Source organism: Chitinophaga sp. S165, assembly GCF_003182155.1.
Taxonomy (GTDB): domain Bacteria; phylum Bacteroidota; class Bacteroidia; order Chitinophagales; family Chitinophagaceae; genus Chitinophaga.
In genome coordinates, this window is the sequence record NZ_QGTG01000003.1 from 397,390 (window position 1) to 422,608 (window position 25,219).

A 25,219-nucleotide genomic window follows, 5' to 3' on the forward strand; every position below is an offset into this window, starting at 1 on the left:
ACGACTAATAGATTTCTACGAGGCTATCTTTTTGTATGGCCTTTACCTGCAATGTTTTGGACAGAATGTCCAGTACCTCAGAGAGAGATTCTTTATGGAAAGTAGCGAGCAGTTTTCTTTCTGCCAGTCCATCTCCTTTCAGAACAATATTTACTTTATAGTAATCCTCAAGTACTGCTGTCACCTCGGAGAGAGGGGCGTCAACAAAGGTCAGATGACCTGTTTTCCAGGCAATGAGGTTATTGTTCCGATGGTGACGGGTACTGATAGTAGTACCTGCCAGGAGCATTTCTGCTTCTTCACCCGGAGTAAGTATGACTGATTTACCGTTTTTATAGACCGCCTTCACTTTACCTGTCTGTACAAAGACTTTTACGCCCTGTTTGGTTTCCTTTACGTCGAAGGAAGTTCCCAGCACTTCTACATCCACATTTTTCAGGTGAACGGAGAAGGGCTTTTCAGGCATATGTTTTACATCTACGAAGACCTCACCCTGTTGAACAAATATCTCCCTGCTGTTTCCCTGGAAGCGGCGGGGGTATTTTACGGTAGTATGCGCATTCAGATAGAGGCGCGTGCCATCGGGCAGCAGGAGGCTGTCAGTGTTCTGTGCGGTTTGTTGTGCAATATATAAAGGCTGACGATACAAGGTAACTGCTACGATCACCAGAACGGCGGCAGCGGCAGCCCACCAGTAGCGGGTCACTAAAGGTTTGATCCTGCCTTTTTCTTTTGCCGGGGCCGTTTGTACCGGTTGTGACTGTATGGTAGCGGTAACAGGAGGGATGGCAGCAGCAGTGAGCTGGGCATCAAGTAGTTGCCATTGCCGGGAGATGTTATAAGATGCAGCAGCAGGTAAAACTTCGCCCTGCCATAATGCTTTGGTTTCCAGAAAGATATCCAGATTGGCAGCATCCAGCTGCAACCATTCATCCAGTGAACGTTTGTGCTCCTCATTCCCTGGTTCCTCCAGGTAGCGGATAACGACATCGATATCAGGTTGCTGTTTCATCTCTTAGTATTAATACAATCAAAAATATCCTTACCATTAGTCATTTTAAAAAAAAGTGCGGTGGAGGGAGACCTGTTCATTATTGGCTTTGCTATATAATAGTATATATAGGAGGTAAACAGATAATATAAGGTCTTTGTTCCCTGTTACTGCTGATTTAACAGCCCCAGCCTGATCTTTTTTAATGCGGTGGTAAGATGAGTATAGACTGTGTTGATAGAAATATTCAGTTGTTGGGAAATTTCAGCGGGAGACAATCCCTTGAACCGGCTCATTTCAAATACCCTGCGGCATTGTTCCGGCAATTTCTCAAGGATAGATAAATATTGGGCTTCCAACTCTTTGTGTTCCAGTAAAAGGTGTTCGACAGTAGATTCAGTAGACGTAAACTGTTGTTCCTTTGTGTATTGCTGTTGTCTCTGCGTTTTCTTTATCCGGTTAAGACAGGTGTTTACAGTGGCCCGCGCCAGATAGTGTTGAATGGGCGCCCGTTCATCGAGGTTGTCTGCCGTGCGCCATAGGTTCAGAAAGACATCCTGCACGATATCCTGTGCCTCGTCCTGGTCACGAAGGTACCGCAAGGCAATACTGAACATGGAGGGTGAAAACTGATTGAATATAATTTCAAATACTTGTTTATCCCTGTTCCGGACCCCATTAACTATATCTGTATTGTTGAGAGGCAGCATCCTGTAACTTATCTTTTCTAATCTATTTTTATGAATTGCTATTGCAACGGACTAAAGTCGGCTATCAAAAACAGAACGTAGCAAAATTACTTTATTCTGGCAATTAATCGGCCAATTGACTGACTGATAGCTCACCGAACCTGATAATTCAAATATATTGAAAATTAAACCCGCCATAGCAAAGGGTTTCCAGTAAATTACCCCAAATGCTAAAAAAAAGACAACTTTTTTTTCAAAGGGACTAATGGTAAGGTTCAAATTGAGTGTATTGTATGTATAGACAGTGAACAAAGCGGCACTTTGCAGGCGCCTGCTAATCAAGTGCGGTTTTAATAAAGTTTTTTATAGCCATTTCAATATTGTAAAAAACCTAAAACCAATTTGTATGAAAACGACAACGTTTGGGCTATCGGCTCTTGTTGTGCTGATTGTTGGGGCCTTTGCTTTTACCACCTTTGACGGTGGAACCATCAGCGGCAAGATCACACCGGTAGACGGGGCAACAGAAGTTTGGGCCGTTTCTGGCATGGATACGTTGAAGGCTCCCGTTACAGACGGCGCCTTTTCCGTACAGTCTGCCAAAGCCGGCACCTATACCGTGATTATCGACGCAAAAGATCCTTATAAAGACGCCACCCTCAAAGATGTAAAAGTCGAAGACGGCAAAACTACAGACCTGGGGGAAATAAAGCTGGACTAACCACCGCTTTAGCGTTTAAACTTACAACTCCTAAGCATGATAGGAAAGTTGAGACCTGTAACAACCGGCCGGCTCTTTTGGGCCGGTTTATTTTTTTCCTGAAATCCCCATATCAGGACCAGGACTTTAGCCAACGAAGAAAATCCTGCCCACAGGCAGCCATCCTATTATCCCTCCCTAATATCATTAAACCGGATAGACGGTAGTGACAATAATTGCCACATTGCTTGCCTGTAAGTGGAATTATTTTAGATCTATCGTCTATCTTTACGCACTTTTTGAGCTTAATTATCATGCGTACCATTATCCTCCTCCTGATTTCCAACACCTTTATGACCTTTGCCTGGTATGGCCATCTGAAATATGAGAACGTCCCGCTCTGGAAAGTGGTCCTTATCAGCTGGGGAATTGCCTTCTTTGAATATTGCTTTATGGTGCCTGCCAACCGTTTTGGCGCCCAGGAGGGTTTTTCAGGCTTCCAGCTGAAAACTATCCAGGAAGTGATCACCCTCACCGTTTTCAGCCTCTTTGCTGTCTTTATCTTAAAAGAACCGCTCCGCTGGAACTATCTCGTCTCTTTTTTATTCATCCTCGGGGCAGTTTATTTCATGTTTAAGAAATAACGTTGTTCACCTTTTATCACATTTTCTTTTACAGCTATATTTAATCACTATTTTTGGCCACTGTTTAACAAGCAAGAGCAATGGTCAAAGGATTTTGTTTAATACTCATTTCAGGATTATTCGCCGCTACCGCATGGGCTCAACGCACCCCGGTCGTAAATGCGGCAGATATCAGACTTCAATTCAGGAAACTGGATACGCTTGGTAGCGTTTTATATATCGCCGCTCATCCTGATGATGAGAACACCCGCTTACTGGGTTACCTGGCAAAAGAGAAATTATACCGTACCGGGTACCTATCCCTCACCAGAGGTGATGGCGGACAAAACCTGGTAGGGGATGAGCAGGGCGAATTACTGGGCCTTATCCGTACCCAGGAACTGTTGGCTGCACGCCGTATAGATGGCGCAGAACAGTTTTTTACCCGCGCTCTGGATTTTGGGTTCTCCAAAAATCCTGCTGAGACATTCACCATCTGGGACAAAGAAAAGATCCTGCGAGATGTAGTGTGGATGATCCGCAAATTTCAACCCGATGTTATTGTATGCCGTTTCCCACCGGATAGCCGTGCAGGTCATGGTCATCATACCGCTTCCGCTATGCTGGCGGAAGAAGCTTACGAAGCTGCTGCCGATCCGAAGCGGTTCCCGGAACAACTGAAAGTACTGAAGCCCTGGAAAGCTCACCGCATCCTGTGGAACAACTTTAACTGGGCCGGTACGATAGATAATTCCAAAGGAGAGCTCTTCGAGATGAACGTCGGTACCTTTAACTACCTGCTAGGCCGCGGTTATGGGGAAATTGCCGCAGAAAGCCGTTCCCAGCATAAAAGCCAGGGATTTGGTGTAGCAGCAGCAAGAGGTAGTTCTTACGAATATTTCAGCCTCGTTAAAGGCGATAAACCGGTATACAGTCTGCTGGACGGGATCAATACCACCTGGAGCCGCATCCCCGGAGGGAAGGCAATCGGTGAAATGGTCGATAAAGCACAGGCAGCATATAATATAGAAGATCCTGCGGCTTCAGTTCCGGCATTGCTGGCTATCCGCAAGGCTATTCAGGCCCTGCCTGATGGTTACTGGCGTACACAGAAACTGAAAGAAACAGAAGAACTGATCCAGGCATGCGCTGGTCTCTGGATGGAAGCTTATAGCAATGCGCAGGTGGTTGTACCCGGTCAGCCTATTGAGGGCAGCGTACAGCTGCTATGCAACAGTAACACCAACGTGACGGTAGATCAGGTAAGCTTTGCCGGTAAAGATACCGTGTTCAATAAGCTGCCGCTGGAATATAACCGTATGCGTACCATTCCGGAAACAATGACATTGCCTGCTTCCGTGCCGGTATCTCAGCCTTACTGGTTGCAGTCTCCGCATCCGATCGGTATCTATACTATCAAAGATCCGATGCAGGTAGGCTATCCGGAAAACAAACCTTCGCTGGAAGCAGTGATCAAACTGCGTATCAACGGTGAGGCTATGACCGTTACCAGACCGGTACAGTATAAATTTACCGACCCTGTTAAGGGCGAATTGTACGAACCATTAGTAGTAGCTCCTCCGGTAGTGGCGATGCTGAATACCAATGTGTTCATTTTTACCCAAACGCAACCTCAGCCGGTACAGGTAAAACTGCGTGCTATGGGACAAAAAACTAAAGGGACCGTGCGTCTTCAGCTGCCGGCCGGCTTCACCAGCCAGGAAGCAGAGCAGCCTTACGAGCTGACGTCCAAAGGAGATGAAACGGTTGTAACATTCCATATTGCTCCGCAGAAAGTAGCCGGTATTAACCATACGGATACGTTACGTGTAGAAGTACGGAATGAAGGTAAGCTGTATACACAAAGCCTGCATACTATTGCGTACGATCATATTCCCGACATCAACATTTTCCCCGACGCATTTGCCAAACTGGTAACTGTTGATCTGAAATATAATGGCCGCAAGCTGGGTTATATTGCCGGTGCAGGCGACATGGTAGCAGCATCCCTGAGACAGGTAGGATATGAAGTGACCCTGCTGGATGAAAAAGAGATCATGAACGGCGACTTGCAACAATACGATGCGATCATCGCAGGTGTCAGGGCATATAACGTTAACTCACGTATTAAATACTGGCAGCCTCGCCTGATGGAGTATGTGAAAAACGGCGGCACCTATCTGGTACAGTACAATGTAAGTTCTCCACTGAAGATAACTGATATAGGGCCTTATCCTTTCACACTGACGCGCGACCGTGTAACAGATGAAACAGCGGCAGTGTCCATATTACAGCCGGAAAATGAAGTGATGCATTATCCGAATAACATCACCGATCACGACTTTGATGGCTGGATACAGGAAAGAGGTCTTTACTTTACGCAAATGGCAGATCCGGCCTATGTGAAGTTGTTTGCCATGCATGATAAAGGAGAGGAAGCGCTCCAGGGTTCCACGCTGGTAGCTAAATATGGCAAGGGCAGGTATGTTTACACCTCACTGGCGTTCTTCAGAGAACTGCCTGCAGGTGTGCCCGGTGCTTACCGCTTATTTGTGAACCTGATATCAACTAAGAAATAAACCATTCTATGGGCAGTAGCAAGAAGAGGGAAGGGGGAGCGCGAATCACGATAGCAGTCGTACTATGCGTTATCGTAGGACTGCTCATTGGTTTTGAGATCAAAAGGTTGCATATCGGGCTGCTGATAGGCCTTGGGCTTGGATATCTGAGCGGATTCCTGTGGCAAAAAAGGTAATTAAGAAAGATAATTAAGAAAAGACAATTGCTATGAAGGAAGAACGACCGCCATTACTTCCACATTGGTGGATGTGGTACGTATTTGTAACCGTCTGGCTGGCATTACTGATAGCAGGCTTTTATTTGTTTACTAAAGTATTTTCATGAGCGTAGCTGATTGGATCGTACTGGTGGTTACACTGGTCGGGATCATTTTGTATGGTGTCTGGAAAAGTCGCGGTCAACGCGACATGCAGGGATATTTCCTTGACAACCAGTCTATGCCCTGGTATATAGTATTATTATCGATTATCGGCACGCAGGCAAGTGCGGTGACCTTTCTGTCTGCTCCCGGTCAGGCCTATACCGACGGGATGCGCTTTGTACAGTACTATTTCGGTTTGCCACTGGCGATGGTCGTGCTATGCATTACTTTCGTTCCTATCTTCCATAAACTGAAGGTATATACGGCGTACGAATACCTGGAACAACGTTTCGACCTGAAGACACGTACGCTTACTTCAGCCCTTTTCCTGTTGCAGCGGGCGCTTTCAACAGGTATCAGTATTTATGCGCCATCCATCATCCTGTCATCATTGCTGGGCTGGAATATTTATCTCACCAACGTGATAATGGGAGGCTTGCTGATCATCTATACCGTATCGGGTGGTACGAGGGCTGTGAGTTATACGCAGACATTCCAGCTGGTGATCATCTTTTCCGCCATGTTCCTGGCCGGTTGGATGGTAGTGCACCTGTTACCGGCAAATGTTGGTTTCGTGGATGCCTTACAGGTATCCGGTAAAATGAACAAGCTCAATGTTATTGTAACCGATTTTGACTGGAAGGACAGGTACAACATCTGGAGCGGATTGATAGGAGGGTTCTTCCTGGCATTATCATACTTCGGTACCGACCAGTCGCAGGTAGGACGTTACCTGACTGCCCGTTCAGTTACAGAAAGCCGTTTGGGACTACTGATGAACGGTCTGGTAAAAGTGCCGATGCAGTTCCTCATATTACTGATAGGCGCATTGGTATTTGTGTTTTATCTCTATTTCAGAGCACCGGTATTTTTCAATGAGGCGCAGGTTAAGAAGGTATATAAATCTGAAGAAGGAGCCGCCTTTAAGGTAGTAGAGAGTGAATATAACCGGCTGGCGACCATAAAGCAGACGCAGGTTAAAGAAATGGCTGCTGCCATTAAGAGGGGGGATGAAACAGCCATTGCCAGCAGTAAAGTGGCCTTGCAGGAAACCGAAAAGGCTTCTGAAGAGACACGTGAGAAAGCGATCTCCCTCATCAAAAAGGCAGATCCTGCCGCTGATACGAACGATACGAACTACATTTTCCTGCACTTCGTGGTCAACAATTTGCCTAAAGGATTGGTAGGTCTGCTGATCGCCATTATCTTTTTAGCAGCCTGGGGCAGTATTGCGGCTGCGCTGAACTCACTGGCTTCTACGACCGTTATCGATATTTACCAGCGCATGTACAAAAAGCAGGAAACAGACGGTCACTATTTGCAGGCGTCCCGCCTGTGGACAATAGCATGGGGCGTTTTCTGTATTGCGGTGGCGCAATTCGCCAGTCAGCTGGGTAGCCTGATAGAGGCTGTGAACATTCTGGGTTCCTTGTTCTATGGAGTCATACTAGGTATTTTCCTGGTGGCATTCTACTGTAAAAGGATCGGGGGTAATGCTACTTTCTGGGCAGCTATCATCTCTGAAGCAGGTGTGATCGTGATATACCTGCTAAAGATCGTATCCTTCCTCTGGCTGAACGCGATAGGTTGCTTCCTGGTGATAGGTATTGCTGCGATCTTCCAGTTGATGATGAGAAATGAAAATGCGACATGGATGGGAGCGAAAGAAAAAACGAAAAGGTAGGTTAATTACTAACACACATAAAAAGCGGGTGCACCGGTATTCCGGCGCACCCGCTGACGTTATATGGCTTCCGTTTAACAATTAGTAATATCTCCTATGGTGCCAAAAGATCGCATTTCGGGCCATCGCAATATTATCCTCTACTAAACCGCCGATACACTAACCTTTACTTTCTTCGGCGCACTTTCTGCAAACTTCTTCTTGATCCATTTGTTCATCGGCATCTCAAAATACTTAAAGAGCACATAACTGGCGCCTAAGGAAACGGCCAGCATCACAGGCGCTAACACATAATCACTAAGCGATAAATGCAGGAAGCTGTTAACGGATGGCCCGTAATAGATGAACAGCACATGACACATGTAGAATGCAAAGCTGATCTCTCCGCCCAGTACGAGAACACGGTTACTCAGCAGTCTTGATATCGCTCCCTGCTGATAGGAAAATACAAGTACTATCAGGGCCATCGGTATCCAGTAATAAACGCAGTATCTGTAACCTTCAGGTACACTGTTTTTGAATGCAAAGAACACGCCCAGTAAGGCGATTGCGGATATCTCAAGTATTGTTGCACTACGGTTACCAGTTGGTTTTAATACACCACCAACATAGAGGCGGTACAACATCATACCTATAAAAAAGTCAGAGATCCTTATAATTGGATTGATATAGAAGATGTCCTTATGCCATTGTTCCGGAGTAAGAAAGATCAATACCGGAATAAGGAACAGTGGCGCCCACAAAGCTATTTTGCTTTTTGCTTTATATATGGCTATCAGTAATAGCGGAAACATCGCATAGAAGAAGAATTCCGCTGAAATGCTCCATGATACACTGTTAAAAGACAGGTAACTGCCACTGAACGGGAGATAGCTTTGTAGCAGACTAACATTTAATCCCATAGTCCCGAAAAACTTCGCGTTAACGTGTCCGTTCTGTCTGGATAGCACCCTGGGAATGGCCAGGAGGAATGTAAGAAAATGAAGCGGGTAAATACGGGCAAACCGCGCAATGAGGTATTCCTTTGTTGTGATGGTCTGGTCTTTAAATCTTTCAGTATACGCTAATGAAAGTACGAACCCACTTAATATAAAAAAGAAGCTTACGCCAATAAATCCTTCAGAGAAGTACGACTGATACAAACCTGATAAAGTAGGATCAGAAGAATCCCTGAAAAATAACAGGTGATGGGAAAACACCATTAAGGCAAATATTAAACGTAGGGATGTTAGCGGTTTTATCATATGGTAATGCTGGATTTGAAACTTCTTAAATGTTGTATAGGTACGTGATTGTGGTATCCTCTCCCGCATAGTCCCGCCCAGCAAGGACTATTCCTTAAATAAGCGATACTTCCGTGGCCTAAAATGACAAAAGCCAGCAGTTGCTGACTTTTATCATCCGATATTTTAGGATAAACTTTATACTCATCCGACTAAGAAATGTCTTCATGAAAATAAGTTGGGAACGCGAGCTTATTGCACAAGGTTTATCAGGCTGCAACGGGCTTATAGGGCTTGAAATGACGTCTTAATTTCTTTTTAAGCCTGTCTATCCAGAACGCTGGTATGCTTACGAATTTCGTCTTTGTAATAAGCTTGATCGGTTCAATTTTGTCTTTGTTTATAACGTCTTCTTTAAGCAGTAATTTGTATTCGCCTCTGTAAGCCGAAACAAGGTGAACCGCCAATGTATTTTCTTTCAGTATCAGATCACCACCTGCCATCACCACCTGGAATGGATCAAAATAACGTATAGCGCCCGCTTTTGCAGCAATGAAAGCCCACATTGTTTGTTCCAGCCAGGAAATACGGCCGATACCCTTATTTATGATCTGATCATTCAGCACTTCCTCTATAAACGCCAGATCAAACTTCTCCCGCGGACAATAGATCATACCTGTATTTACGTATGGGAAGATCGGATATTTAACCTTCAGAAATTCCATATGGGTAAAAGAGTAAGCATGCTGTCTTCCCATCATAAATGTCGGAATGCCATTGAAGTCAGGCCAGGTATATTTCCGCTTGAAATACACATCGCTGTCGATAAAGATCAGGTCTTCATCGTCATAAAGCATTGCGTCAAATATTTTATGAGCGTAGATAACCTGCTCTCTGTATTTATAACAGGTAGGATAGTTTTTCAGCTTTTCCTGGATAATGCTATCTCTATCTTGTCTGGTAACGATTTTGCAATCTTTAAAAGCACTCTGCAACCTTTCAACTTCTACACTGGTTAAAGAGCCATCATCAAGTATAACCAGTCTGATGGGTGTTTCGGAGTTTTCTACAAAACTTCTGAGGCATGAGATGGAAAAATCCAGGTTATTTTTTCCCAGTAACGTTTTAACGTTGATACTCATAAATGAATTTTAGGTAATAGAGATTTTATAATATGGTTTTGATTTCTCAACTGAAAGTGGCACTCCGGATAAAGACCAGCCAAAATTACTGTCATGCCTGTTTTAATGCTGTCCCTTTTATAATTATGTGATCTGATGTCAACACTCAACTCTTCTGTAATTTCCAGTGTTCGCACGATATCAGAATGATCAATGCCAGTACTTAGGGTTTTCTTCATTGAAGCATCCGGCAAGACCTGTTGCCCGTTACTTCGGTGTACATGATACATGGACATAGGAATAAGCGGATGCAATTTATACAAATTTTGTATATTATATATTTTTTTATTGTAAATATAAGTGGTTACACGGATGTTTGGGACATTCTTGGGTGGATGATGAAAAAGTCGTTGCTTTGCATCGTGTAAAGTACCCCGTAGGGCAACGTTAAATCGCTTTAAACCTGCTATCATAAATAATTACACATGAAAAATGTCCGTTGGTTATCTCTAGTACTTTTTATCTTCCCTGTTACCATTGCATCCGCTCAATATGCTGATGACGACGTTACTATACATTCTAACCGTAAGGCTAAAGACCCGTTTAAAGCAAACGGGAAATCCGGCATTACTGATAGTAGTAGCACTTCCACAACAATATCCCTGCCAGCCTTTGGTCCGGAAGAAAAGGACTTAGGAAGTATAAATATTTCAGGCATTCAAATAATTAATGCCGTAAGCGATTCCTCATCATTGGGCTACGTGCAGACCGGCATGTTTAACCGGTGGAAGGAAGCGGGGCCGGACAAGCCTTACACGGAGTATTTGCAATCTTACGTCGATCGCCGGTATGGTCCGATGTATAAAAAAGATGCCGCCCAACTTATATGGGTCATACAGGAACTGCGTGTTAGTGAACGAACATTTAATATGAGTGAGAAAAGCTTTCTACATCTTAAAGCAATTTCGTTCACAGGAAGTAACGGTGATGCATTCAGACAGGTTGCAGTATTGGATACAATACTGGTAAAGGGAGGTATGGACGTAACTCACAAACATGGAGAGAATATTGCTACCGCCTTACAGATCTTACTGGACCGGTCTCTTACAACAGTTCCAAACGCTGACAATCCTGTTTATACAATGGCTGCCATCAGGGAAAAAGCATTGCAACGCTACCATGTACCTGCTTTGGAAGCAAAAGAGCATGCAGATGGCATTTATTTGACTTTTAAGGAATTCATTAATGATCAGCCGTCTATTTCAAATATAACTTATAGCCTTGATAATAATGCAGTGCATTTCTATAAAACAGACGGCAGTGGTAACAAAACACTTGTTGATAAATTCTGGGGCGTACGTAAGAATGGTATTTTGTACAAACAACATTACGATCAGCTGATTCCAATTGAACAAAAGCAGAATAGCATTGCGCTGACAAGTTATCTTTCACAGGCCCGCAAGAGGAACAATGCAATCATCGCCAGTGCAGCGGGAGGAGGATTAATAGGAGGAGCTATAGCAGGAGCGGCAGCAGGATCAGCTGTTTTACCGTTAGTAGATAATATTCCATATATCCGCAAGAAAGCGCCTATGGCCACCCGTGTAGATATTGAGACAGGTGAGTTCGCGTTATAAATACCGCTGAATGCTCAATTGTTTTATAACAGTTACCTATAACAAAAGAGGATGTCTCATTTATTTGAGGCATCCTCTTTTGTTATAGGATAGGTTTTTGGGACATTGGTATAGCCTTTATAGGTGCTTGTTGAAAACTGCCGCCGAAACACTAAGTAAAGTATGTGATTAAAAATGCGATACTCATGTATCCGAATAACATTGAAAACAGTATATGGACAGTTGTTTCAAACTTTTTGCCCTTCCAAAGGGCTGATGAATACCAAAAGAATTGAACGAAGAACCTGGTTAGCCAGAATAGCCCCATACCTAATGATATTTTCTTACCGAAGGGAGTATTGATAAGTTCATTACCCGAAGTCAGGCATAGTAAGCCTAAAAGAAAGACACAAAGAGCGATAAAGAATGTATGAACAGTCATTATCTGACGATTGATCAAACTCAGTGGCTGGAGTTCTTTCCGCCAGTTGAAATACCTGGGGAATATAGCGTGGCTAAGTGCCAGGAAAATTAAAAGCGATCCTATTATCCTAAAATGGAGTATCATTTTTAGAAATTATAAAAGTCGAAATAAATGGAGTAAGCTTAATCTCCTTATTCAGCTTTAGATCAGCATTGCTGAAAAGTTGCAACCAGGATTTCCTTGTATAGAAATGCAGAAAGCCAATATTATAGGCGATAAAATTCGCAGTATCTCTCAGGTGCTCCGTTAGATAGATTTCTCCGCCAGGTTTTATGATCCTGGCAAGTTCTCTCATAAAATCTGACCTCTCTGTCTTATTCCGTATTTCGTGTGCAGAAAAAATAACGAATATTTTATCTGCTGAAGCGTCTTCAATTGGTAGTCTGTCTGTCTCAGCCGGTATTGTTTGTGGAAGAGCCGGATAGGCTTTTCGAGCTCGTTTGATAGAAAGTTCTGTGTGTTTTTGCGGATCGTAGAAGTCTATTATCCGCAGTTCCGCATTCTCATATTTTTGTTCAAGTAAGAGGCTCGTTTCATCAAATCCTGCATGGATATTTACGATCAGACGTTCAGTCTTTGTACTATTTATCCAATCTAGGCGATATAGACCGGAGAGGTCATAAACATAGCATGATACCAGCAAAGAGCCAACGCTTGTTGCAAAGGCCAGCGCGGGAACAAGGTAGAGTACCGGAAACGCTTTAAAGTAACCGGCTACAATACTGGTAAGTATTACAAAAATAAAGGAGAATAAATAGAAATGCCAGTTGAACCGGATGATGTTTAGTACGCCCTGGAAAGGCGTTCTTGTTACTTCCATATCTCTAGTTTACCTTTTTTCCAATAGTATGGAACCTTATTAATAATGAAAGCATTGGCGAGGACCGGATTTTCAATATTGAGAGCATCAAAAAATGAAAAGCGGTGATCAATAACTTTTATTGGTTTTGGTGTCCAGTTTTGCCTTACACCTTCAATGATCAACACCTCTTTTGTTGCTGCATTAAATCTGAACGTAAAGGGAAGTGGGCCGGCAAACCGTCGTGCTTCTTTCCAGTCATTGAATGGTGAATTAGCAGGTAACGCCACATCTCCTTCAGCAACATCTATGGAAACTTTGAAGTCGGATTTTGCAGATTCAAATGTTCTTATGTCGCCTGATTCTACCTGCTTAATGTCGGTGGTGGTATAATTATAGTGGGTAAATATATTCCCCAGGATTTCCATCTTTCTTTTATCCGTTTCCGACTTGAGGATGTATAATCCACGCAGATTTTTACCTGCATTGTCGGTGTATCTCACAAATACCCTATATCCGATTAAGAAGAAGTTATTGCCCATAAAGCCCGGGAAACCATCCGGACGAAGCTTCGTCGTCTGAACCATTGCTACTGCAATAAACCCATATTTATTATCAAACGTATCAAGTTCCAGGCAAGGTGGAATGAGCCGCGTTAATTGTTCCTTTGCCACGGCAAAAGTCAATACTATTGAGCTCTCAAAAAATGCTTTGACGGCGAAGGGGTGATTTTTAAGACCTGAGAACATATAGATGTTTATGTCTGATTCGGATTTAGTTTAAATTCTGAGTAGTAAATAGTCAATATAAAAAAGAATGCAAAGAGAGAATTCAGTCTGCCCCACAGCAGCAGATCAGGTACAAGAAAGAACTCAAGCACATTCATTGCTGCCACGATCGTCATCTGAAGCATGGCATTATACCTTGATCTGATCCCACTTAATGTCCAGACGGCCATTCCAATTTCCGATAATCCGATTGCCAATGTAAGTGATCTTGAATACCTGGCGCCCAATATCCTGGCAACAATTTGTTCGTGGCGCGGAACCAGGTCCAGGACTTTACAGAGCAGGCCGTTTATCAGCCAGACAAGTGCAATAAGGTAAGTTAGTACTTTATAAATGTAAGTATTCCGCATGCGAATAGTGCGATTTCATAGGTTATGAAGGTACAAAAGAGTTCGGTGAAAGTATTTAAAGATTACCGGCAAAAATCCAATAACGCGGAAGATTACACATACATATGAAGCACCAGCTAACCGCAATCATTTAAGCGTGAATTCAATAAAAAAAGCTACCTTATAACGTCTTGTACAATAAGCATGAGTAAAAGAACAACCGGCTAAGCATATCAAAAGAAAAGCTGGTAACCATAAAACCATTAGTTTATGAAAACAAAGAAAATATGGGCCAATTTCAGTGTCCAGGATTTAGAACGAACCACCAAATTCTATCAACAACTCGGATTTAAGCATAACGGCGCGTCGGAACAACTGACGAGTTTCTTCTTTGGCGACGATGACTTTATTATCCATTTCTTTTTGCGGGATGTGCTGCTAGATGGCATGAAAGGAGAGATAATTGATACAAAAGCCGGGAATGAAATTATATTCACTCTATCGGCAAGTAGCAGGCAAGAGGTTGACAGTTGGGAAAAAGAGATACGTGAGGCCGGAGGGACTATCGTTTCCAAACCGGAGGAGTTTGGGAAGGGCTATTACGGTTTTGTGTTTGCAGACCCTGACGGGCATAAGTTCAACGTATTTCAGATGTAGCCTGCTATTGTCCGGCTAGTTAGTGTTATGTACTATATCTTTGTGATGCAAACAGCGGCATATGGAAACAGGGAATACGTCAAAAGATCCTTTACACGGAATAACACTTGAAAAGATCATTACTCAGCTTGTAGACAGCTATGGATGGGATGAGCTGGGGTACCAGGTCCGTATAAATTGTTTTATCAGCAATCCTTCCATACAGTCCAGTCTCAAATTCCTGCGTAAGACGCCCTGGGCTCGTACCAAGGTGGAAGATTTCTATAAAAATGCGTTGAGGGAAGGAAAGTTGAAGTAGACGTTGAGGTTAGAGGGAGCTAACAATAAGAAATGGAAGCAGTAATGGACAGAAATAATATAGGCGGTAGTCTGGAAGAATAAGTTTCAGTAAGTGATAAAATGTGTCTCACATTTTACACTTACTGAAACTGAAGACGTTCAACACATATAGGTTAAGCGACGTTCTTACAGAGAAGCAATCAGCTTCTGGTTGATCACTACATAATCATCGTTCTTGGCAGTTTTAGCCAGTTCGATCGCTTTTTCAGCAGTAGCTTTCGCACCTTTTTTGTCGCCGGATTTAGCCTGGATACGCGCTTTCAGCGTAGCGATCCAGAAAGCGGTAGGATTTTCCTTTATAGCCTCGTCAACCCATGTCAGTGCCTTTTTCAGGTCGCGGTTAGTTTCGAAATAGTAAGAAGCAGCCTGGAAATAAGGTTTTTTCTCACCTTTCATTGCAGCGTCCAGCTGTGTGATCACTTTGCTGTCAACGTCGGCAGTCAACGGAATAGTGATCAGGGTCTTTTCCCACAGCAGCATTAAGTTAGCAGCGTTAGACTGAACATTGTCAAAAGTGATCATGAAGTTTTCGATCGCATAAGGTAACTCGATAGGAGCTACTTTAACGCGAACTACATCATTCTCAGGCTTGTAAGCAGCGGGGCTGGTTACATCCAGGCTTTTGCTCAGGATAACTGTCCACTCAGACTGGCCAGGGATAGTCAGCAGGCCATATTTACCAGCTTTCACTGCGGTACCGCCGAAGGTAATGTCCTCGCCGAAAGTGATGGTAGTAGCGCTGTTAGCACCGGTTCTCCACACTTTACCATAAGGAACGAGGTCGCCCATGATGGTTCTGCCTTTCATAGCTGGGCGGGAGTAGTTTACTTCAACGAAAGATAACGCGAAATCCTGGTGAATGGTCTGTCCAGGGCTTGGAGCAGGCATTTTTACCTGGGCAATGGATAACTGTGCGCAAAGCATCAGAGAACCGGCAGCCAGGTAACGAAATAAAGGTTTCATGTGAGTTTGGTGGTTTAATGAGCTGCAAAGATGAGGCATCTTTGTCATTCTGTCAACCCACTTATCATTCAATCAACCCGTTTCTGAAAGCATGCATCACGAGGCCGACAATATTCTTGGCTCCGGTCTTTTCCAGCAGCTTCTGGCGAAGGCCTTCTACGGTACGGGGGCTCAGAAATATTTCTTTGGAGATCTCCTGGGTAGTATACTCGTTACAGATCAGGCGGAGCACTTCAAGTTCACGGTCAGTGAGTTGGACTTCGTTGCGGAAGGTAGGCTTGAAGTGCTGTTTGTTCTTGTGCATCACCTTCTTCAGCAGGGCAAGGTTTACGTTCTCATTGAAGTAAAAGCCTTTTTCGTAGGTGGTACAGATAGCTTCGTAAATTTCTCCGGGTTCTGCATTTTTGAGCAGGTAAGCGTTAGCGCCGTTTTCGATGAGGTGTACGATGAAGTTATCGTCTTCATACATGGTGAGAACGATCACTTTAACATTAGCATATTTTTCACGCACCTTTTTAGTGGCCTCAATGCCATCCATATTGGGCATTTTCAGGTCCATCAGTATAACGTCAGGCTGTTGCTCTTCCATTATCTGCAGTAGATGCACCCCGTCTTCAGCTTCAAACACAACGCTTATATTCTCGTAAGGGGTGAGGGTATTAATAACGCCACTACGAAAGATCTTATGATCATCGGCGATGGCTACTTTAATGTTGTTCACCATAGGGGAAGGCTGTTTAAATATTTGTTAGATTGTCCCTTTGCTAATACAGAATGATAGCACTGCCATGACAGGGAGGTAAGGTCCCAGGTCATAGGATATCGACTGCTCAGCAGGACAAAGCTAGAAAAATTCGTGCTATTCCTCGGCGCTTTGGAAATTTTCCAACCTTATTTCAGCATTTGTACCGCAATTCTGGCCGGGAAGATACCTGATACTGCCACCAATTACGTTGAGACGGCTCTCAATATTTTTCAGTCCGAGACTACCGGTCTTCTGGCGGGAGTTCTCCAGTGAGCGGAGCAATAAGCCGTTTCCGTTGTCTGTCACATTGATTTGCAGTAAGTTAGGGGTGCTTCTGTAAGTGATCTCTATCTGTGTGGCCTGGGCATGTTTGAGAATGTTATTGATGAGCTCCTGCACAACACGGTAGATGTTCAGGGCTTTTTCAATATCTACGTGCTGCAGCCCGCCTTCATCCTTAAACAGGATCTTCACCTGTTTGTTCTTGTTCATCAGGTTACAAAAGGAATCGAGCGCTTTGGATAGTCCGAGGTTTTCAAGTGCCTGGGGATGGAGACTTTGAGAGATGAAGCGGAGATGCTGTATGATCGTATCGGTAAAATCTTTGGTTTCCTTTAACTGTTCTAATTCTCCGTTACCGGTTTTCAATAAAGGTTGTAACTGGTTAAGATTGAGTTTCAATACGGATAACTGCGCCCCCACTTCATCATGGAGGTCTTCGGCAATGCGTTTGCGTTCCTGTTCCTGGCCTTGTAAAATGGCCATCAGCCGTTCTTTCTGTAATTGCAGATCTTTATCACGGATAGCCAGTTTATGTTGTATTACCTGCTTTTGCTGAAATATAACCAATACTATTACCAGGATGCTTAATAAGCACATGACTGCTGTCCCGATAATGAGTATGTCTGAAAATCTCATGAATGGACCTTTTTAGCTTTTGAAAGACCAATAAATAAAAGTATCAGTTGAATGATGGCGGCACCAAACGTCACAGCAAGCGTTAAACGTGCGGAGCCTTTTACTCCTTTATCACCAAAATTCAGGATACTATAGGCAAGAGAAAATAAGAAAAAGCTACAATGATAAATAAAGATCCCCGCATTATACCAGAAGTCAGGCATAGAATTGATAAAGATGGATTGTTGTACCAGTTCTTCATCACGAAGCAATTGCCAGAAAAAGAGTGCTCCATAGATCATCAGGATAAGCGTTTCGGCGGCTATAGCATAAGAGTTGTAAACGTTGGGACCTTCAAGAAAAAGATAGTCAAGTACGACAAATACAAATACAGGGACTATCATTACCTGTGTAATAAGTCTGATTGGTTTAGATTTAATTATCTCATGAAAGTATGAGGATAGTATTACGAACTGTATGAAATACATCGAATTCCAGAACCACAGATTATTTCCCCAGATTTGAGCGACAACCTTTGAGCCAGTGGCAAAAAAAATACTGCTGATCAGATAGTAGAAAACCCACTTTCCGCTTTTGTCAAGCTTACTGAAGTGAATAATAAAGGGGATCAAAAGCAAGCATTCGATCCCCCAGGTAATGTAAAACAAAATTAAATGAATGTACACTTAGCTTGGGTTTAAATAGATGAACCACTCATGGACAATCTGCAGGGCATGGAAGACCGGTATCAAGCGCACCGCCTTCATCATCAACTACACCTTTCGCTGCAGAAGCTGAAAATGAGTTGGCATCTGTGGTTTCTGTTTTCTTTTTGTAAAGAATGTTCTGACCCTTTTTGTCAACAGCATAAATTACCATTTTTCTGTCTTCAATTCCGTCATTGTCAGTATCATTACCGTAGTAGATACGTAACCCGGTAATGTCTTCCTGGCAGGAAAGAAGCTCCAATAATTTGTCTTTTCCGAAGAAATAAGCCTGGATGAACTCATCATTCCCGTATTTCTTCCTTTTTTTGTTCATGTAATTGCCCCTTATTCTTTCGGCTTCCTTCTTGGAGATAAAGGAGCCAGCGTCTGGGGGAAAGTGTTTTGGCTTCTCCATGTGTGCTGTGGTTTTTTAAGTTGATGGTAAAATTATTATAAATAATCACTCGGCAAAGCATCTATGCATATAACATCTTCGTACCATGTAGTGTTTTAATAATGCATTAATTATTTGACAATCAATTTTTAATGATGGTTTTATCCGTTTTTAGCCCCAAAACACTTCCGTACCCCTCCACAAAAAATACGTAGAACTACGCATTCTTTGCAAACAGTACTTTAACGCTTGTTTGACAATCATAACTTATCAATCTTTGCATAGTGAGTTACAGATGAATTCTTTAACACACACGAGCATAGTAATGGGCCTTTCTACCCATGTTTGTTCTTCCTTTACTAGACAATGCAGAGAAAATAACGGCTATCCATATCGGCCAGGATGAGGTTAAGTATGTTAACCCCTTCTTTTAAATCTTAAAGCTATGTGTTATCTGTTAATTGGAAACATTTCTGCATTGATCTCGGAAGAGTGTACAGAACCTTTGGTAGATGCATTTTTACGTGTTTATTTACCAGATGGGCGCCACCCCTTAGGACCCCACCCCCAAAAAAACGTATTTAATGGTCCCGGTCAGCTTACCGCGGGACAGGTCGAAGCAAAGCGTGACCGCTTACTTGCCGAGACCCGATTGGATGAGAGAGGTGATTTTACGCTGACCTGGGAACAACTGCATCTTTTTACGGAACCGCTTGAACTTGACATTTGTCTGCGCCATATGCCCGAACAGGCAGACATCAGAGGAATGGAATCCCATTACCACCTGAGTACACTGGCGCCAGACTGGAAACGTTCAGGCCTGCGATACGTCGCAGCTTATGCATACATTTTACCAGCAGAAAGCTGGAGCCAGATAAGGGCCAATTATGGTACCTGGGTAATTGCCGGCACAGTCAGGCAGTTACATTCCAGAGAGGGACAAGCAGCATTAAAAGTAGAAGCGTACAATGCCGGAAACCATCGCTTATTGGGATGCGCGCGTACCGACGAAAAAGGACGCTATCAACTCCGGTTCAGCCGGAAGGAACTGACCAGCAGACTTATGCTGGTTGGAGAACGCCGTCAGGTAAGTGGACCGGATATCTACTTCAAAGTATACCGGGACAAACAACTGCTCTGGGAAGAAGAAGCCCAGGTAGGAACAATGCCGGAACGGAAATCTATAAGTTCCTGTAGCATGATCAATATCTTCATGCAGGACAGGGGCAGTAAAAAGACATCAGGCTATGTACCCGGTTGGTTAAGCAATTGGGCAGTGCCAGGACGAAAGTCCTCACTGGTAAGTCACTAAGAGATAAGGTACTATTTAAACCTATATTCCAGTACTACAAGCCTTCAGTATTACGTTTGGTGACCCACACATACACATTCAGTAAAAAACAGCTACCCGTCTAACAGTTCCCAGGGTAGCTGTTTTTTTTATGCCTAAAAATTCGTGTTTACGATCAGGGAAGCTCTCTCCGCATTCACAAAATCCATTGGTATAACACCAAATCTTCCATGCGTATTTGTTGTAAAATAGGTATTCAACCTCGGGTTGATATTCCCCGATACCGTTGTAATGCTCGGAATACCGAAGATCAGTGACTTGTAACCACTGCTGAAATTCACGTACAGTACGTTGTTGCTTGTAGTCTTCGCTTCAGTGAACAGTGTATTGATGTTGTTCCATTTAACATTGTTGTCAGGTACTACATACTGGTCCTGCACCTTCAGATTTGCATTACTATTGTTGATGGTAAAAGTGGTATTATCAGCCCAGGCAGTAGCATCAATACCTTTTGGTGCAGCTGTAGCGCCGAACCTTCTGAATAACACGATCTTTCCTCTTACCTGTCCCAATGTAGGGATAGTCGCGCCTAAAGACCAGAAGCTGGCATACTGCTGTACATAGGTGTCAAAAGTCTGCTCGAAGCTCCTGGTATTGTCAGTAGCATCATATTCTTCCTTTACACTCATGATGATAGTCTCTCCCGGATGGCTGGTCAGAAAGCCAGTACAGGCCAGTAATACGTCATTGAAATTCAGGTTCTGATAGATCGCGCCATGATGAATAGCGAACGCATTGCCAATGTGGCGGCAACGGATGTCCAGGAAACGAACGCCTGCTTCCAGTTGTGCCGCTATGGTCAGATCCTGGCATTTAGCCGTACCCGATACCGGTTCCTGGCGCGCACCACTGTCATGTGTGCCGGGAATGGACAGAGATGCAATACTACTGTTATCAGGAAGGCCGGTCATCCAGTTATTCATGGCTACAGCAGCAGCTTCTGTGGTAACGGCTACTTCATTGTCCGCCTTCAGTTTTGGCGAGGTGATGTCTTCTTTGGTACAGGAATTGAAAAATACAGCAGACAGCAGGATGCCTGCAACGGGCATGAAACGTTGTGTGTTCATCTGTGTAGGTTTAGGTTTATAAGGTTTTATAGGTCTTCTTACAGGCTTCCATCGGTACATCACTTATGCGGTCCTCTCACTATTAAGACACACAAGATAACAGGCCCAACTATCATAAAAAAGGACTTAACAATACGGTAATAATAGGAGGAACTATGCAGTAATGAAACAGCCTGCCTGGTAAATAGATCATCTATTATCAGGCAGGCTGTTTCATCTCCATCCGGGCCATCGGCCGTTTTGATAAGTCTGAAACAGAGCGGCTAACAGGAAAAGTTTCCTAAAATAACTCATCTGTAACCCATATTCGAGCCATATATAACCCATATATATCCCATACCTCTTAAATATGGGATATATATGGGTTATATATGGGTTATATATGGGACATATATGGGACATCTCTGAGAACAGGCTATGGTAACAGCTTTGCTGGGACAGTATAAAATAGTTATTTTGTTACATTTTGTAAATAAGGTATTAACGCATTTCTATAATGCATAATCTGTTTAGTTTAGGACCATTTTTTTATGTTTGGAAGGAAAACGGCAGGGTGAACCGGACAGGTCAAAAAAGGGGAAAATGAAATCAACCCGTGGGGTTTGAATCAGAATCGGGGATGGAACCGTTGCAGGGTATCTCTTAAAAATTCCCTGTCAAGGTGGGTATAGATCTCGGTCGTGGTAATACTCTCATGGCCGAGCATTTCCTGGACGGCACGGAGGTCGGCGCCGCCTTCTACAAGATGGGTGGCAAACGAATGCCGGAAGGTATGGGGAGACACCTGTTTGTTGATGCCCGCTGCGGTAGTAAGGTCTTTGATGACAAGGAAGATCATCACCCGGGTTAATGCACTGCCCCGACGGTTAAGGAAAAGGATATCTTCATGGCCTTTTTTTACGGGTACATGCACCCGTATCTCATCTTTGTAGATATTGATATACTTGATAGCATCCGGTCCGATGGGCACCAGGCGCTCTTTATCGCCCTTACCCACTACGCGGATGAACCCTGCATCAAAATGTAACTGGGAGATCTTCAGACTGATCACTTCACTGACACGCAGGCCACAGCTGTACATAGTTTCCAGGATAGCCCGGTTCCGTTGTCCTTCCGGGGTGCCTGCTTTTACCTGGGCAATGATCTGTTCTATTTCATCAAAGCTGAGCACATCCGGTAGCTGCCGGCGTGTTTTAGGCGCTTCAATTAGCTGGGTAGGGTCCTGGCGGATGATATCCTCCAGCAAAAGGTACTTGTAAAAGGCCTTGATACCGGAAATGATCCTGGCCTGGGAAGTGGCGCTCATGCCCAGGTTAGCGATCCATTGTACACAGGCCTGTAATTCAGCCAATGTGACCTGGTCGGGGGGGAACTGCTGGCCGGCAGACTGGAGGTACTGCACCAGCTTTTCCACGTCGCGGATATAGGCCTCGATCGAATTGGCAGACAGGGAACGCTCCAGTTGGAGATAAGCTTTGAATCCTTTCAGGTAAATATCCCACATGGGCGGCAATTTAACGAAAAAAGGCCCTCCCGGGTGAAGGGAAGGCCTTTTATATCTTCGACCGGTATTAACTACCGGACCTGCACAATTAGAATTTTTCCAGACCGGAGAAGAAGAAGTTACCTTCGATCTCTGCGTTCTCGTCAGAGTCAGAACCGTGAACGGCGTTACGGCCGATAGATTCAGCATATTCTTTACGGATAGTACCTGGTTCTGCATTCGCAGGGTTGGTAGCACCGATCAGTTTACGGAAATCTTCCACAGCATTGGCTTTTTCCAGGATAGCTGCCACAATGTGACCGCTGCTCATGAATTCTACCAGTTCGCCGTAGAAAGGTCTTTCTTTATGCACAGCATAAAACTCACCAGCTTTCTCTGCAGAAAGACGGGTCTGTTTCATTGCTACGATACGGAAACCGGCAGCGTTAATTTTGTTCAGAATACCACCGATGTGCCCATTTTCAACGGCATCCGGCTTAATCATTGTAAAAGTTCTGTTGTTAGCCATATATTTAGATTCCTAATTAACTAATTTTGCGCGCAAATGTAACCAGAATTTGTTTAGTGATGAAAAAAAAGAGAACTTCGCACTTCATTTTTTTGGCAGAAACGGTTATATTTTATTGTTAATATCAAAGCAGGCATGCCTGCATACTTAAAGGTTAAGAATGAAGAGGATAGAGGAAATTAAGCCCTTGCTGGAGACCCCTAAAAGAGTGGTGATCACAATGCATCAGAAACCAGATGCCGACGCAATGGGCTCATCACTGGCCTTATACCATTATCTCAGACAGAAAGGTCATGATGTAACCGTTATTTCCCCTACCAATTTCCCGGATTTCCTGATATGGATGCCTGGTGCGAAGGAAGTAATTGATTTTGAATCCATGCAGGAAAAGGCGCTCAAGGCGCTGGACGGGGTCGAATTGTTGTTCTGCCTGGACTTCAATGCATTGTACCGTACAAAGAGTATGGAGCCATATCTGACACAGATGGCCTGTACAAAGATCCTGGTAGACCATCACCTGGAGCCTCAGCCTGTTTTTGATTATGGTATCAGCGATACTACAGCGGCTTCCACCGCCCAGCTGATATATGAGATCATATATAAACTGGGAGACGAGCAACTGATCAATGAAGATATGGCCCAGTGTATCTATGCGGGTACCATGACTGATACCGGTTCCTTCCGTTTTACGTCTACTTCCGCCAGAGTACACCGTATGGTGGCCGATCTGTTTGACCGCGGTCTTAAACATGAGATCATCCACTCTGCGATCTACGATAATTTCCTTGAAAACCGACTGCGTTTCCTCGGCCATAGCCTGCTGAACCGTATGGAGGTGTATTACGAATATAACACGGCGATGATCGCTATTCCGTACACGGACCTGAAGCGTTTTGACCTGCAAACCGGCGATACTGAAGGAGTGGTGAACTTCCTGCTCTCTATTCAGGGTATCAAACTGGCAGCGCTGATCATAGACCGCCATGCGGAAATAAAACTATCCTTCCGTTCCAAAGGTGATTTTGACGTGAACACGTTCGCCAGAAAGTACTTCGACGGTGGCGGCCATTTCCATGCTGCCGGCGGACATAGCGCCGAATCGCTTGATAAAACCATAGAGCACTTCATAGAAGCCATTAAGGAAAACGAGGAACAGTTACAATAAGTTATTCAATCCTACTAATACAGTCAAATGAAAAAGAACAAACAGTTGTTAGTTGCAGCATTAGGCCTCTTTCTGGCCAGCTGCGGCGCCGGTGGTGGAGCAAAAAAAACTCCCGGTGGCGTAGATTTCGTTGTTCATAAGTCAGGAAGTGGTGCGCAGCTGAAGCTGGGTGACACTGTACTGCTGAACATCATCCAAAGTCTGAACGATTCCGTACTTGTAGAATCACGTAAAATGGCCGGAGGTCCCGTACCTTTCGTTATCTCCAAGTCCGTGAACAAATACGATCTGATGGACGGTCTGGCAATGCTGAAAGAAGGCGATAGCGCAACATTCTCTATTCCTATTGATAGCTTACCAGAACCTCATCCACCTTTCGGTAAGAAAGGCGATAAGCTGAATGTGACTTTCATTGTAGTAGGTAAATACGCTTCTGCAGAACAGAAAGCGAAAGACGAAAAGATCATCAAAGAATACCTGGATAAGAACAAGCTGAAAGCTACTCCAACAGCTGAAGGCGTTTATGTATCTGTTTCTGAAGAAGGTACCGGTGCTCAGCCTAAAGCTGGTGATACCGTTTATGTACACTACACCGGTAAACTGCTGGATGGTAAGGTATTTGACTCCAGCCTGGATTCTACACTGAGACCGGGTATGAAGCTCGAGCCTATCAAATTCCCTATCGGTCGCGGTTTCGTGATCAAAGGTTGGGATGCTGGTATCGCTGCCCTGAAAAAAGGAAGCAAAGCAACCCTGATCATTCCTTCTACTTTAGCTTACGGTTTACAGGGTAGTCCTCCTGCTATTCCAGGTAACTCTGTACTGGCATTCGACGTTCAGCTGATAGATGTGAAAGCAGGCGCTCCTGAAGCTCCAGCTGCACCTACCGCACTGCAACCAGGTAAATAATTAAGAACTTACCGATAATAAAAAA

At 44.0% G+C, this 25,219-nt stretch carries 25 protein-coding genes; 10 read left to right on the forward strand and 15 right to left on the reverse strand.

The window, feature by feature from the left end; genetic code table 11:
* Positions 1 to 4: 4 nt before the first annotated feature.
* Together C7475_RS16015 and C7475_RS16020 are read right to left on the reverse strand one after the other, a co-directional pair.
* Positions 5 to 1,012 (reverse strand): FecR family protein, encoded by a 1,008-nt coding sequence (locus C7475_RS16015; protein WP_110054391.1) that lies wholly within the window; start codon positions 1,010 to 1,012, stop codon positions 5 to 7.
* 146 nt (positions 1,013 to 1,158) lie between these two features.
* Complete coding sequence (locus C7475_RS16020) at positions 1,159 to 1,701, reverse strand: RNA polymerase sigma-70 factor (RefSeq protein ID WP_110054392.1); 543 nt, start codon at positions 1,699 to 1,701, stop codon at positions 1,159 to 1,161.
* Between the two features lie 385 nt (positions 1,702 to 2,086).
* Here C7475_RS16020 and C7475_RS16025 point away from each other — a divergent pair, with 385 nt between their 5' ends.
* From C7475_RS16025 to C7475_RS16040, 4 genes are all read left to right on the forward strand, one after another.
* Positions 2,087 to 2,401 (forward strand): carboxypeptidase-like regulatory domain-containing protein, encoded by a 315-nt coding sequence (locus C7475_RS16025; RefSeq protein ID WP_110054393.1) that lies wholly within the window; start codon positions 2,087 to 2,089, stop codon positions 2,399 to 2,401.
* A gap of 293 nt (positions 2,402 to 2,694) precedes the next feature.
* Complete coding sequence (locus C7475_RS16030; protein ID WP_110054394.1) at positions 2,695 to 3,024, forward strand: DMT family protein; 330 nt, start codon at positions 2,695 to 2,697, stop codon at positions 3,022 to 3,024.
* 80 nt (positions 3,025 to 3,104) lie between these two features.
* Positions 3,105 to 5,582 carry a PIG-L family deacetylase gene (locus C7475_RS16035; RefSeq protein WP_110054395.1) on the forward strand — a complete coding sequence of 826 codons (2,478 nt, stop codon included), beginning with the start codon at positions 3,105 to 3,107 and terminating at the stop codon, positions 5,580 to 5,582.
* 321 nt (positions 5,583 to 5,903) lie between these two features.
* Positions 5,904 to 7,628, forward strand: a complete 1,725-nt coding sequence (locus C7475_RS16040; RefSeq protein ID WP_110054396.1) for a sodium:solute symporter — start codon at positions 5,904 to 5,906, stop codon at positions 7,626 to 7,628.
* Between the two features lie 143 nt (positions 7,629 to 7,771).
* Here the strand turns inward: C7475_RS16040 and C7475_RS16045 are convergent, their stop codons facing one another.
* Together C7475_RS16045 and C7475_RS16050 are read right to left on the reverse strand one after the other, a co-directional pair.
* Positions 7,772 to 8,872: an acyltransferase gene (locus C7475_RS16045; RefSeq protein WP_158286516.1), complete on the reverse strand. Its 1,101-nt coding sequence runs from the start codon at positions 8,870 to 8,872 to the stop codon at positions 7,772 to 7,774.
* 248 nt (positions 8,873 to 9,120) lie between these two features.
* Entirely contained in the window at positions 9,121 to 9,993 is an 873-nt protein-coding gene (locus tag C7475_RS16050) for a hypothetical protein (RefSeq protein ID WP_110054398.1), read from the reverse strand.
* Between the two features lie 464 nt (positions 9,994 to 10,457).
* Between C7475_RS16050 and C7475_RS16060 the strand changes: the two genes are divergently transcribed.
* Positions 10,458 to 11,609: a hypothetical protein gene (locus tag C7475_RS16060; protein WP_110054400.1), complete on the forward strand. Its 1,152-nt coding sequence runs from the start codon at positions 10,458 to 10,460 to the stop codon at positions 11,607 to 11,609.
* A 530-nt stretch (positions 11,610 to 12,139) separates the two neighbouring features.
* Here the strand turns inward: C7475_RS16060 and C7475_RS16070 are convergent.
* The 3 genes from C7475_RS16070 to C7475_RS16080 are packed head-to-tail and all read right to left on the reverse strand — an operon-like array spanning position 12,140 to position 14,009.
* Complete coding sequence (locus C7475_RS16070) at positions 12,140 to 12,892, reverse strand: class I SAM-dependent methyltransferase (protein WP_110054402.1); 753 nt, start codon at positions 12,890 to 12,892, stop codon at positions 12,140 to 12,142.
* On the reverse strand, positions 12,883 to 13,620 hold the full coding sequence (locus C7475_RS16075) for a DUF2071 domain-containing protein (protein ID WP_110054403.1): 738 nt from the start codon (positions 13,618 to 13,620) through the stop codon (positions 12,883 to 12,885). Before C7475_RS16075 ends, C7475_RS16070 begins: the two co-directional genes overlap by 10 nt.
* An 8-nt stretch (positions 13,621 to 13,628) precedes the next feature.
* Entirely contained in the window at positions 13,629 to 14,009 is a 381-nt protein-coding gene (locus C7475_RS16080; RefSeq protein ID WP_110054404.1) for a DoxX-like family protein, read from the reverse strand.
* Positions 14,010 to 14,258: 249 nt separating this feature from the next.
* Between C7475_RS16080 and C7475_RS16085 the strand changes: the two genes are divergently transcribed.
* Together C7475_RS16085 and C7475_RS16090 are read left to right on the forward strand one after the other, a co-directional pair.
* Complete coding sequence (locus tag C7475_RS16085) at positions 14,259 to 14,645, forward strand: VOC family protein (protein ID WP_110054405.1); 387 nt, start codon at positions 14,259 to 14,261, stop codon at positions 14,643 to 14,645.
* A 61-nt stretch (positions 14,646 to 14,706) separates the two neighbouring features.
* On the forward strand, positions 14,707 to 14,943 hold the full coding sequence (locus C7475_RS16090; protein WP_110054406.1) for a VF530 family DNA-binding protein: 237 nt from the start codon (positions 14,707 to 14,709) through the stop codon (positions 14,941 to 14,943).
* A gap of 167 nt (positions 14,944 to 15,110) precedes the next feature.
* Here the strand turns inward: C7475_RS16090 and C7475_RS16095 are convergent, their stop codons facing one another.
* The 5 genes from C7475_RS16095 to C7475_RS16115 all read right to left on the reverse strand — a co-directional run bounded on the left by C7475_RS16095 (position 15,111) and on the right by C7475_RS16115 (position 18,711).
* Positions 15,111 to 15,947: a DUF2911 domain-containing protein gene (locus tag C7475_RS16095; RefSeq protein WP_110054407.1), complete on the reverse strand. Its 837-nt coding sequence runs from the start codon at positions 15,945 to 15,947 to the stop codon at positions 15,111 to 15,113.
* Positions 15,948 to 16,011: 64 nt separating this feature from the next.
* Complete coding sequence (locus C7475_RS16100) at positions 16,012 to 16,671, reverse strand: response regulator transcription factor (RefSeq protein WP_110054408.1); 660 nt, start codon at positions 16,669 to 16,671, stop codon at positions 16,012 to 16,014.
* A 135-nt stretch (positions 16,672 to 16,806) separates the two neighbouring features.
* Entirely contained in the window at positions 16,807 to 17,610 is an 804-nt protein-coding gene (locus tag C7475_RS16105) for a sensor histidine kinase (RefSeq protein ID WP_110054409.1), read from the reverse strand.
* The gene (locus C7475_RS32780; protein WP_146217566.1) at positions 17,607 to 17,993 is read right to left on the reverse strand and encodes a hypothetical protein; all 387 of its coding nucleotides are present in this window, start codon (positions 17,991 to 17,993) and stop codon (positions 17,607 to 17,609) included. The genes C7475_RS16105 and C7475_RS32780 overlap by 4 nt, the downstream gene beginning before the upstream one ends.
* Positions 17,994 to 18,303: 310 nt before the next feature.
* Complete coding sequence (locus C7475_RS16115) at positions 18,304 to 18,711, reverse strand: hypothetical protein (protein ID WP_110054411.1); 408 nt, start codon at positions 18,709 to 18,711, stop codon at positions 18,304 to 18,306.
* Positions 18,712 to 19,135: 424 nt separating this feature from the next.
* On the opposite strand from C7475_RS16115, the gene C7475_RS16120 reads away from it, so the two are divergent.
* Positions 19,136 to 20,002 carry a hypothetical protein gene (locus C7475_RS16120; RefSeq protein ID WP_110054412.1) on the forward strand — a complete coding sequence of 289 codons (867 nt, stop codon included), beginning with the start codon at positions 19,136 to 19,138 and terminating at the stop codon, positions 20,000 to 20,002.
* Between the two features lie 134 nt (positions 20,003 to 20,136).
* Here the strand turns inward: C7475_RS16120 and C7475_RS16125 are convergent, their stop codons facing one another.
* From C7475_RS16125 to C7475_RS16135, 3 genes are all read right to left on the reverse strand, one after another.
* Positions 20,137 to 21,108 (reverse strand): phosphatidylinositol-specific phospholipase C, encoded by a 972-nt coding sequence (locus C7475_RS16125; RefSeq protein WP_110054641.1) that lies wholly within the window; start codon positions 21,106 to 21,108, stop codon positions 20,137 to 20,139.
* 607 nt (positions 21,109 to 21,715) lie between these two features.
* Positions 21,716 to 22,612, reverse strand: a complete 897-nt coding sequence (xerD, locus tag C7475_RS16130) for a site-specific tyrosine recombinase XerD (RefSeq protein ID WP_110054413.1) — start codon at positions 22,610 to 22,612, stop codon at positions 21,716 to 21,718.
* An 88-nt stretch (positions 22,613 to 22,700) separates the two neighbouring features.
* Positions 22,701 to 23,120: a nucleoside-diphosphate kinase gene (locus C7475_RS16135; RefSeq protein ID WP_110054414.1), complete on the reverse strand. Its 420-nt coding sequence runs from the start codon at positions 23,118 to 23,120 to the stop codon at positions 22,701 to 22,703.
* A 160-nt stretch (positions 23,121 to 23,280) separates the two neighbouring features.
* On the opposite strand from C7475_RS16135, the gene C7475_RS16140 reads away from it, so the two are divergent.
* Together C7475_RS16140 and C7475_RS16145 are read left to right on the forward strand one after the other, a co-directional pair.
* The gene (locus C7475_RS16140; RefSeq protein ID WP_110054415.1) at positions 23,281 to 24,285 is read left to right on the forward strand and encodes a bifunctional oligoribonuclease/PAP phosphatase NrnA; all 1,005 of its coding nucleotides are present in this window, start codon (positions 23,281 to 23,283) and stop codon (positions 24,283 to 24,285) included.
* 27 nt (positions 24,286 to 24,312) lie between these two features.
* Positions 24,313 to 25,194 carry an FKBP-type peptidyl-prolyl cis-trans isomerase gene (locus C7475_RS16145; protein WP_110054416.1) on the forward strand — a complete coding sequence of 294 codons (882 nt, stop codon included), beginning with the start codon at positions 24,313 to 24,315 and terminating at the stop codon, positions 25,192 to 25,194.
* Positions 25,195 to 25,219 lie beyond the last annotated feature (25 nt).

Excerpts from the sequence above, each read along its gene's own strand:
- C7475_RS16085 (WP_110054405.1), top strand. The coding sequence starts at position 14,259 with ATGAAAACAAAGAAAATATGGGCCAATTTCAGTGTCCAGGATTTAGAA.
- C7475_RS16015 (WP_110054391.1), bottom strand. The coding sequence starts at position 1,012 with ATGAAACAGCAACCTGATATCGATGTCGTTATCCGCTACCTGGAGGAA.
- C7475_RS16125 (WP_110054641.1), bottom strand. The coding sequence starts at position 21,108 with ATGAACACACAACGTTTCATGCCCGTTGCAGGCATCCTGCTGTCTGCT.
- C7475_RS16145 (WP_110054416.1), top strand. The coding sequence starts at position 24,313 with ATGAAAAAGAACAAACAGTTGTTAGTTGCAGCATTAGGCCTCTTTCTG.
- C7475_RS16095 (WP_110054407.1), bottom strand. The coding sequence starts at position 15,947 with ATGAAACCTTTATTTCGTTACCTGGCTGCCGGTTCTCTGATGCTTTGC.
- C7475_RS16040 (WP_110054396.1), top strand. The coding sequence starts at position 5,904 with ATGAGCGTAGCTGATTGGATCGTACTGGTGGTTACACTGGTCGGGATC.
- C7475_RS16115 (WP_110054411.1), bottom strand. The coding sequence starts at position 18,711 with ATGGAGAAGCCAAAACACTTTCCCCCAGACGCTGGCTCCTTTATCTCC.
- C7475_RS16080 (WP_110054404.1), bottom strand. The coding sequence starts at position 14,009 with ATGCGGAATACTTACATTTATAAAGTACTAACTTACCTTATTGCACTT.
- C7475_RS16135 (WP_110054414.1), bottom strand. The coding sequence starts at position 23,120 with ATGGCTAACAACAGAACTTTTACAATGATTAAGCCGGATGCCGTTGAA.
- C7475_RS16050 (WP_110054398.1), bottom strand. The coding sequence starts at position 9,993 with ATGAGTATCAACGTTAAAACGTTACTGGGAAAAAATAACCTGGATTTT.
- C7475_RS16045 (WP_158286516.1), bottom strand. The coding sequence starts at position 8,872 with ATGATAAAACCGCTAACATCCCTACGTTTAATATTTGCCTTAATGGTG.
- C7475_RS16090 (WP_110054406.1), top strand. The coding sequence starts at position 14,707 with ATGGAAACAGGGAATACGTCAAAAGATCCTTTACACGGAATAACACTT.
- xerD (WP_110054413.1), bottom strand. The coding sequence starts at position 22,612 with ATGTGGGATATTTACCTGAAAGGATTCAAAGCTTATCTCCAACTGGAG.
- C7475_RS16020 (WP_110054392.1), bottom strand. The coding sequence starts at position 1,701 with ATGCTGCCTCTCAACAATACAGATATAGTTAATGGGGTCCGGAACAGG.
- C7475_RS16030 (WP_110054394.1), top strand. The coding sequence starts at position 2,695 with ATGCGTACCATTATCCTCCTCCTGATTTCCAACACCTTTATGACCTTT.
- C7475_RS16060 (WP_110054400.1), top strand. The coding sequence starts at position 10,458 with ATGAAAAATGTCCGTTGGTTATCTCTAGTACTTTTTATCTTCCCTGTT.
- C7475_RS16120 (WP_110054412.1), top strand. The coding sequence starts at position 19,136 with ATGTGTTATCTGTTAATTGGAAACATTTCTGCATTGATCTCGGAAGAG.
- C7475_RS16070 (WP_110054402.1), bottom strand. The coding sequence starts at position 12,892 with ATGGAAGTAACAAGAACGCCTTTCCAGGGCGTACTAAACATCATCCGG.
- C7475_RS16025 (WP_110054393.1), top strand. The coding sequence starts at position 2,087 with ATGAAAACGACAACGTTTGGGCTATCGGCTCTTGTTGTGCTGATTGTT.
- C7475_RS16105 (WP_110054409.1), bottom strand. The coding sequence starts at position 17,610 with ATGAGATTTTCAGACATACTCATTATCGGGACAGCAGTCATGTGCTTA.
- C7475_RS32780 (WP_146217566.1), bottom strand. The coding sequence starts at position 17,993 with ATGATAGTCCCTGTATTTGTATTTGTCGTACTTGACTATCTTTTTCTT.
- C7475_RS16075 (WP_110054403.1), bottom strand. The coding sequence starts at position 13,620 with ATGTTCTCAGGTCTTAAAAATCACCCCTTCGCCGTCAAAGCATTTTTT.
- C7475_RS16100 (WP_110054408.1), bottom strand. The coding sequence starts at position 16,671 with ATGGTGAACAACATTAAAGTAGCCATCGCCGATGATCATAAGATCTTT.
- C7475_RS16140 (WP_110054415.1), top strand. The coding sequence starts at position 23,281 with ATGAAGAGGATAGAGGAAATTAAGCCCTTGCTGGAGACCCCTAAAAGA.
- C7475_RS16035 (WP_110054395.1), top strand. The coding sequence starts at position 3,105 with ATGGTCAAAGGATTTTGTTTAATACTCATTTCAGGATTATTCGCCGCT.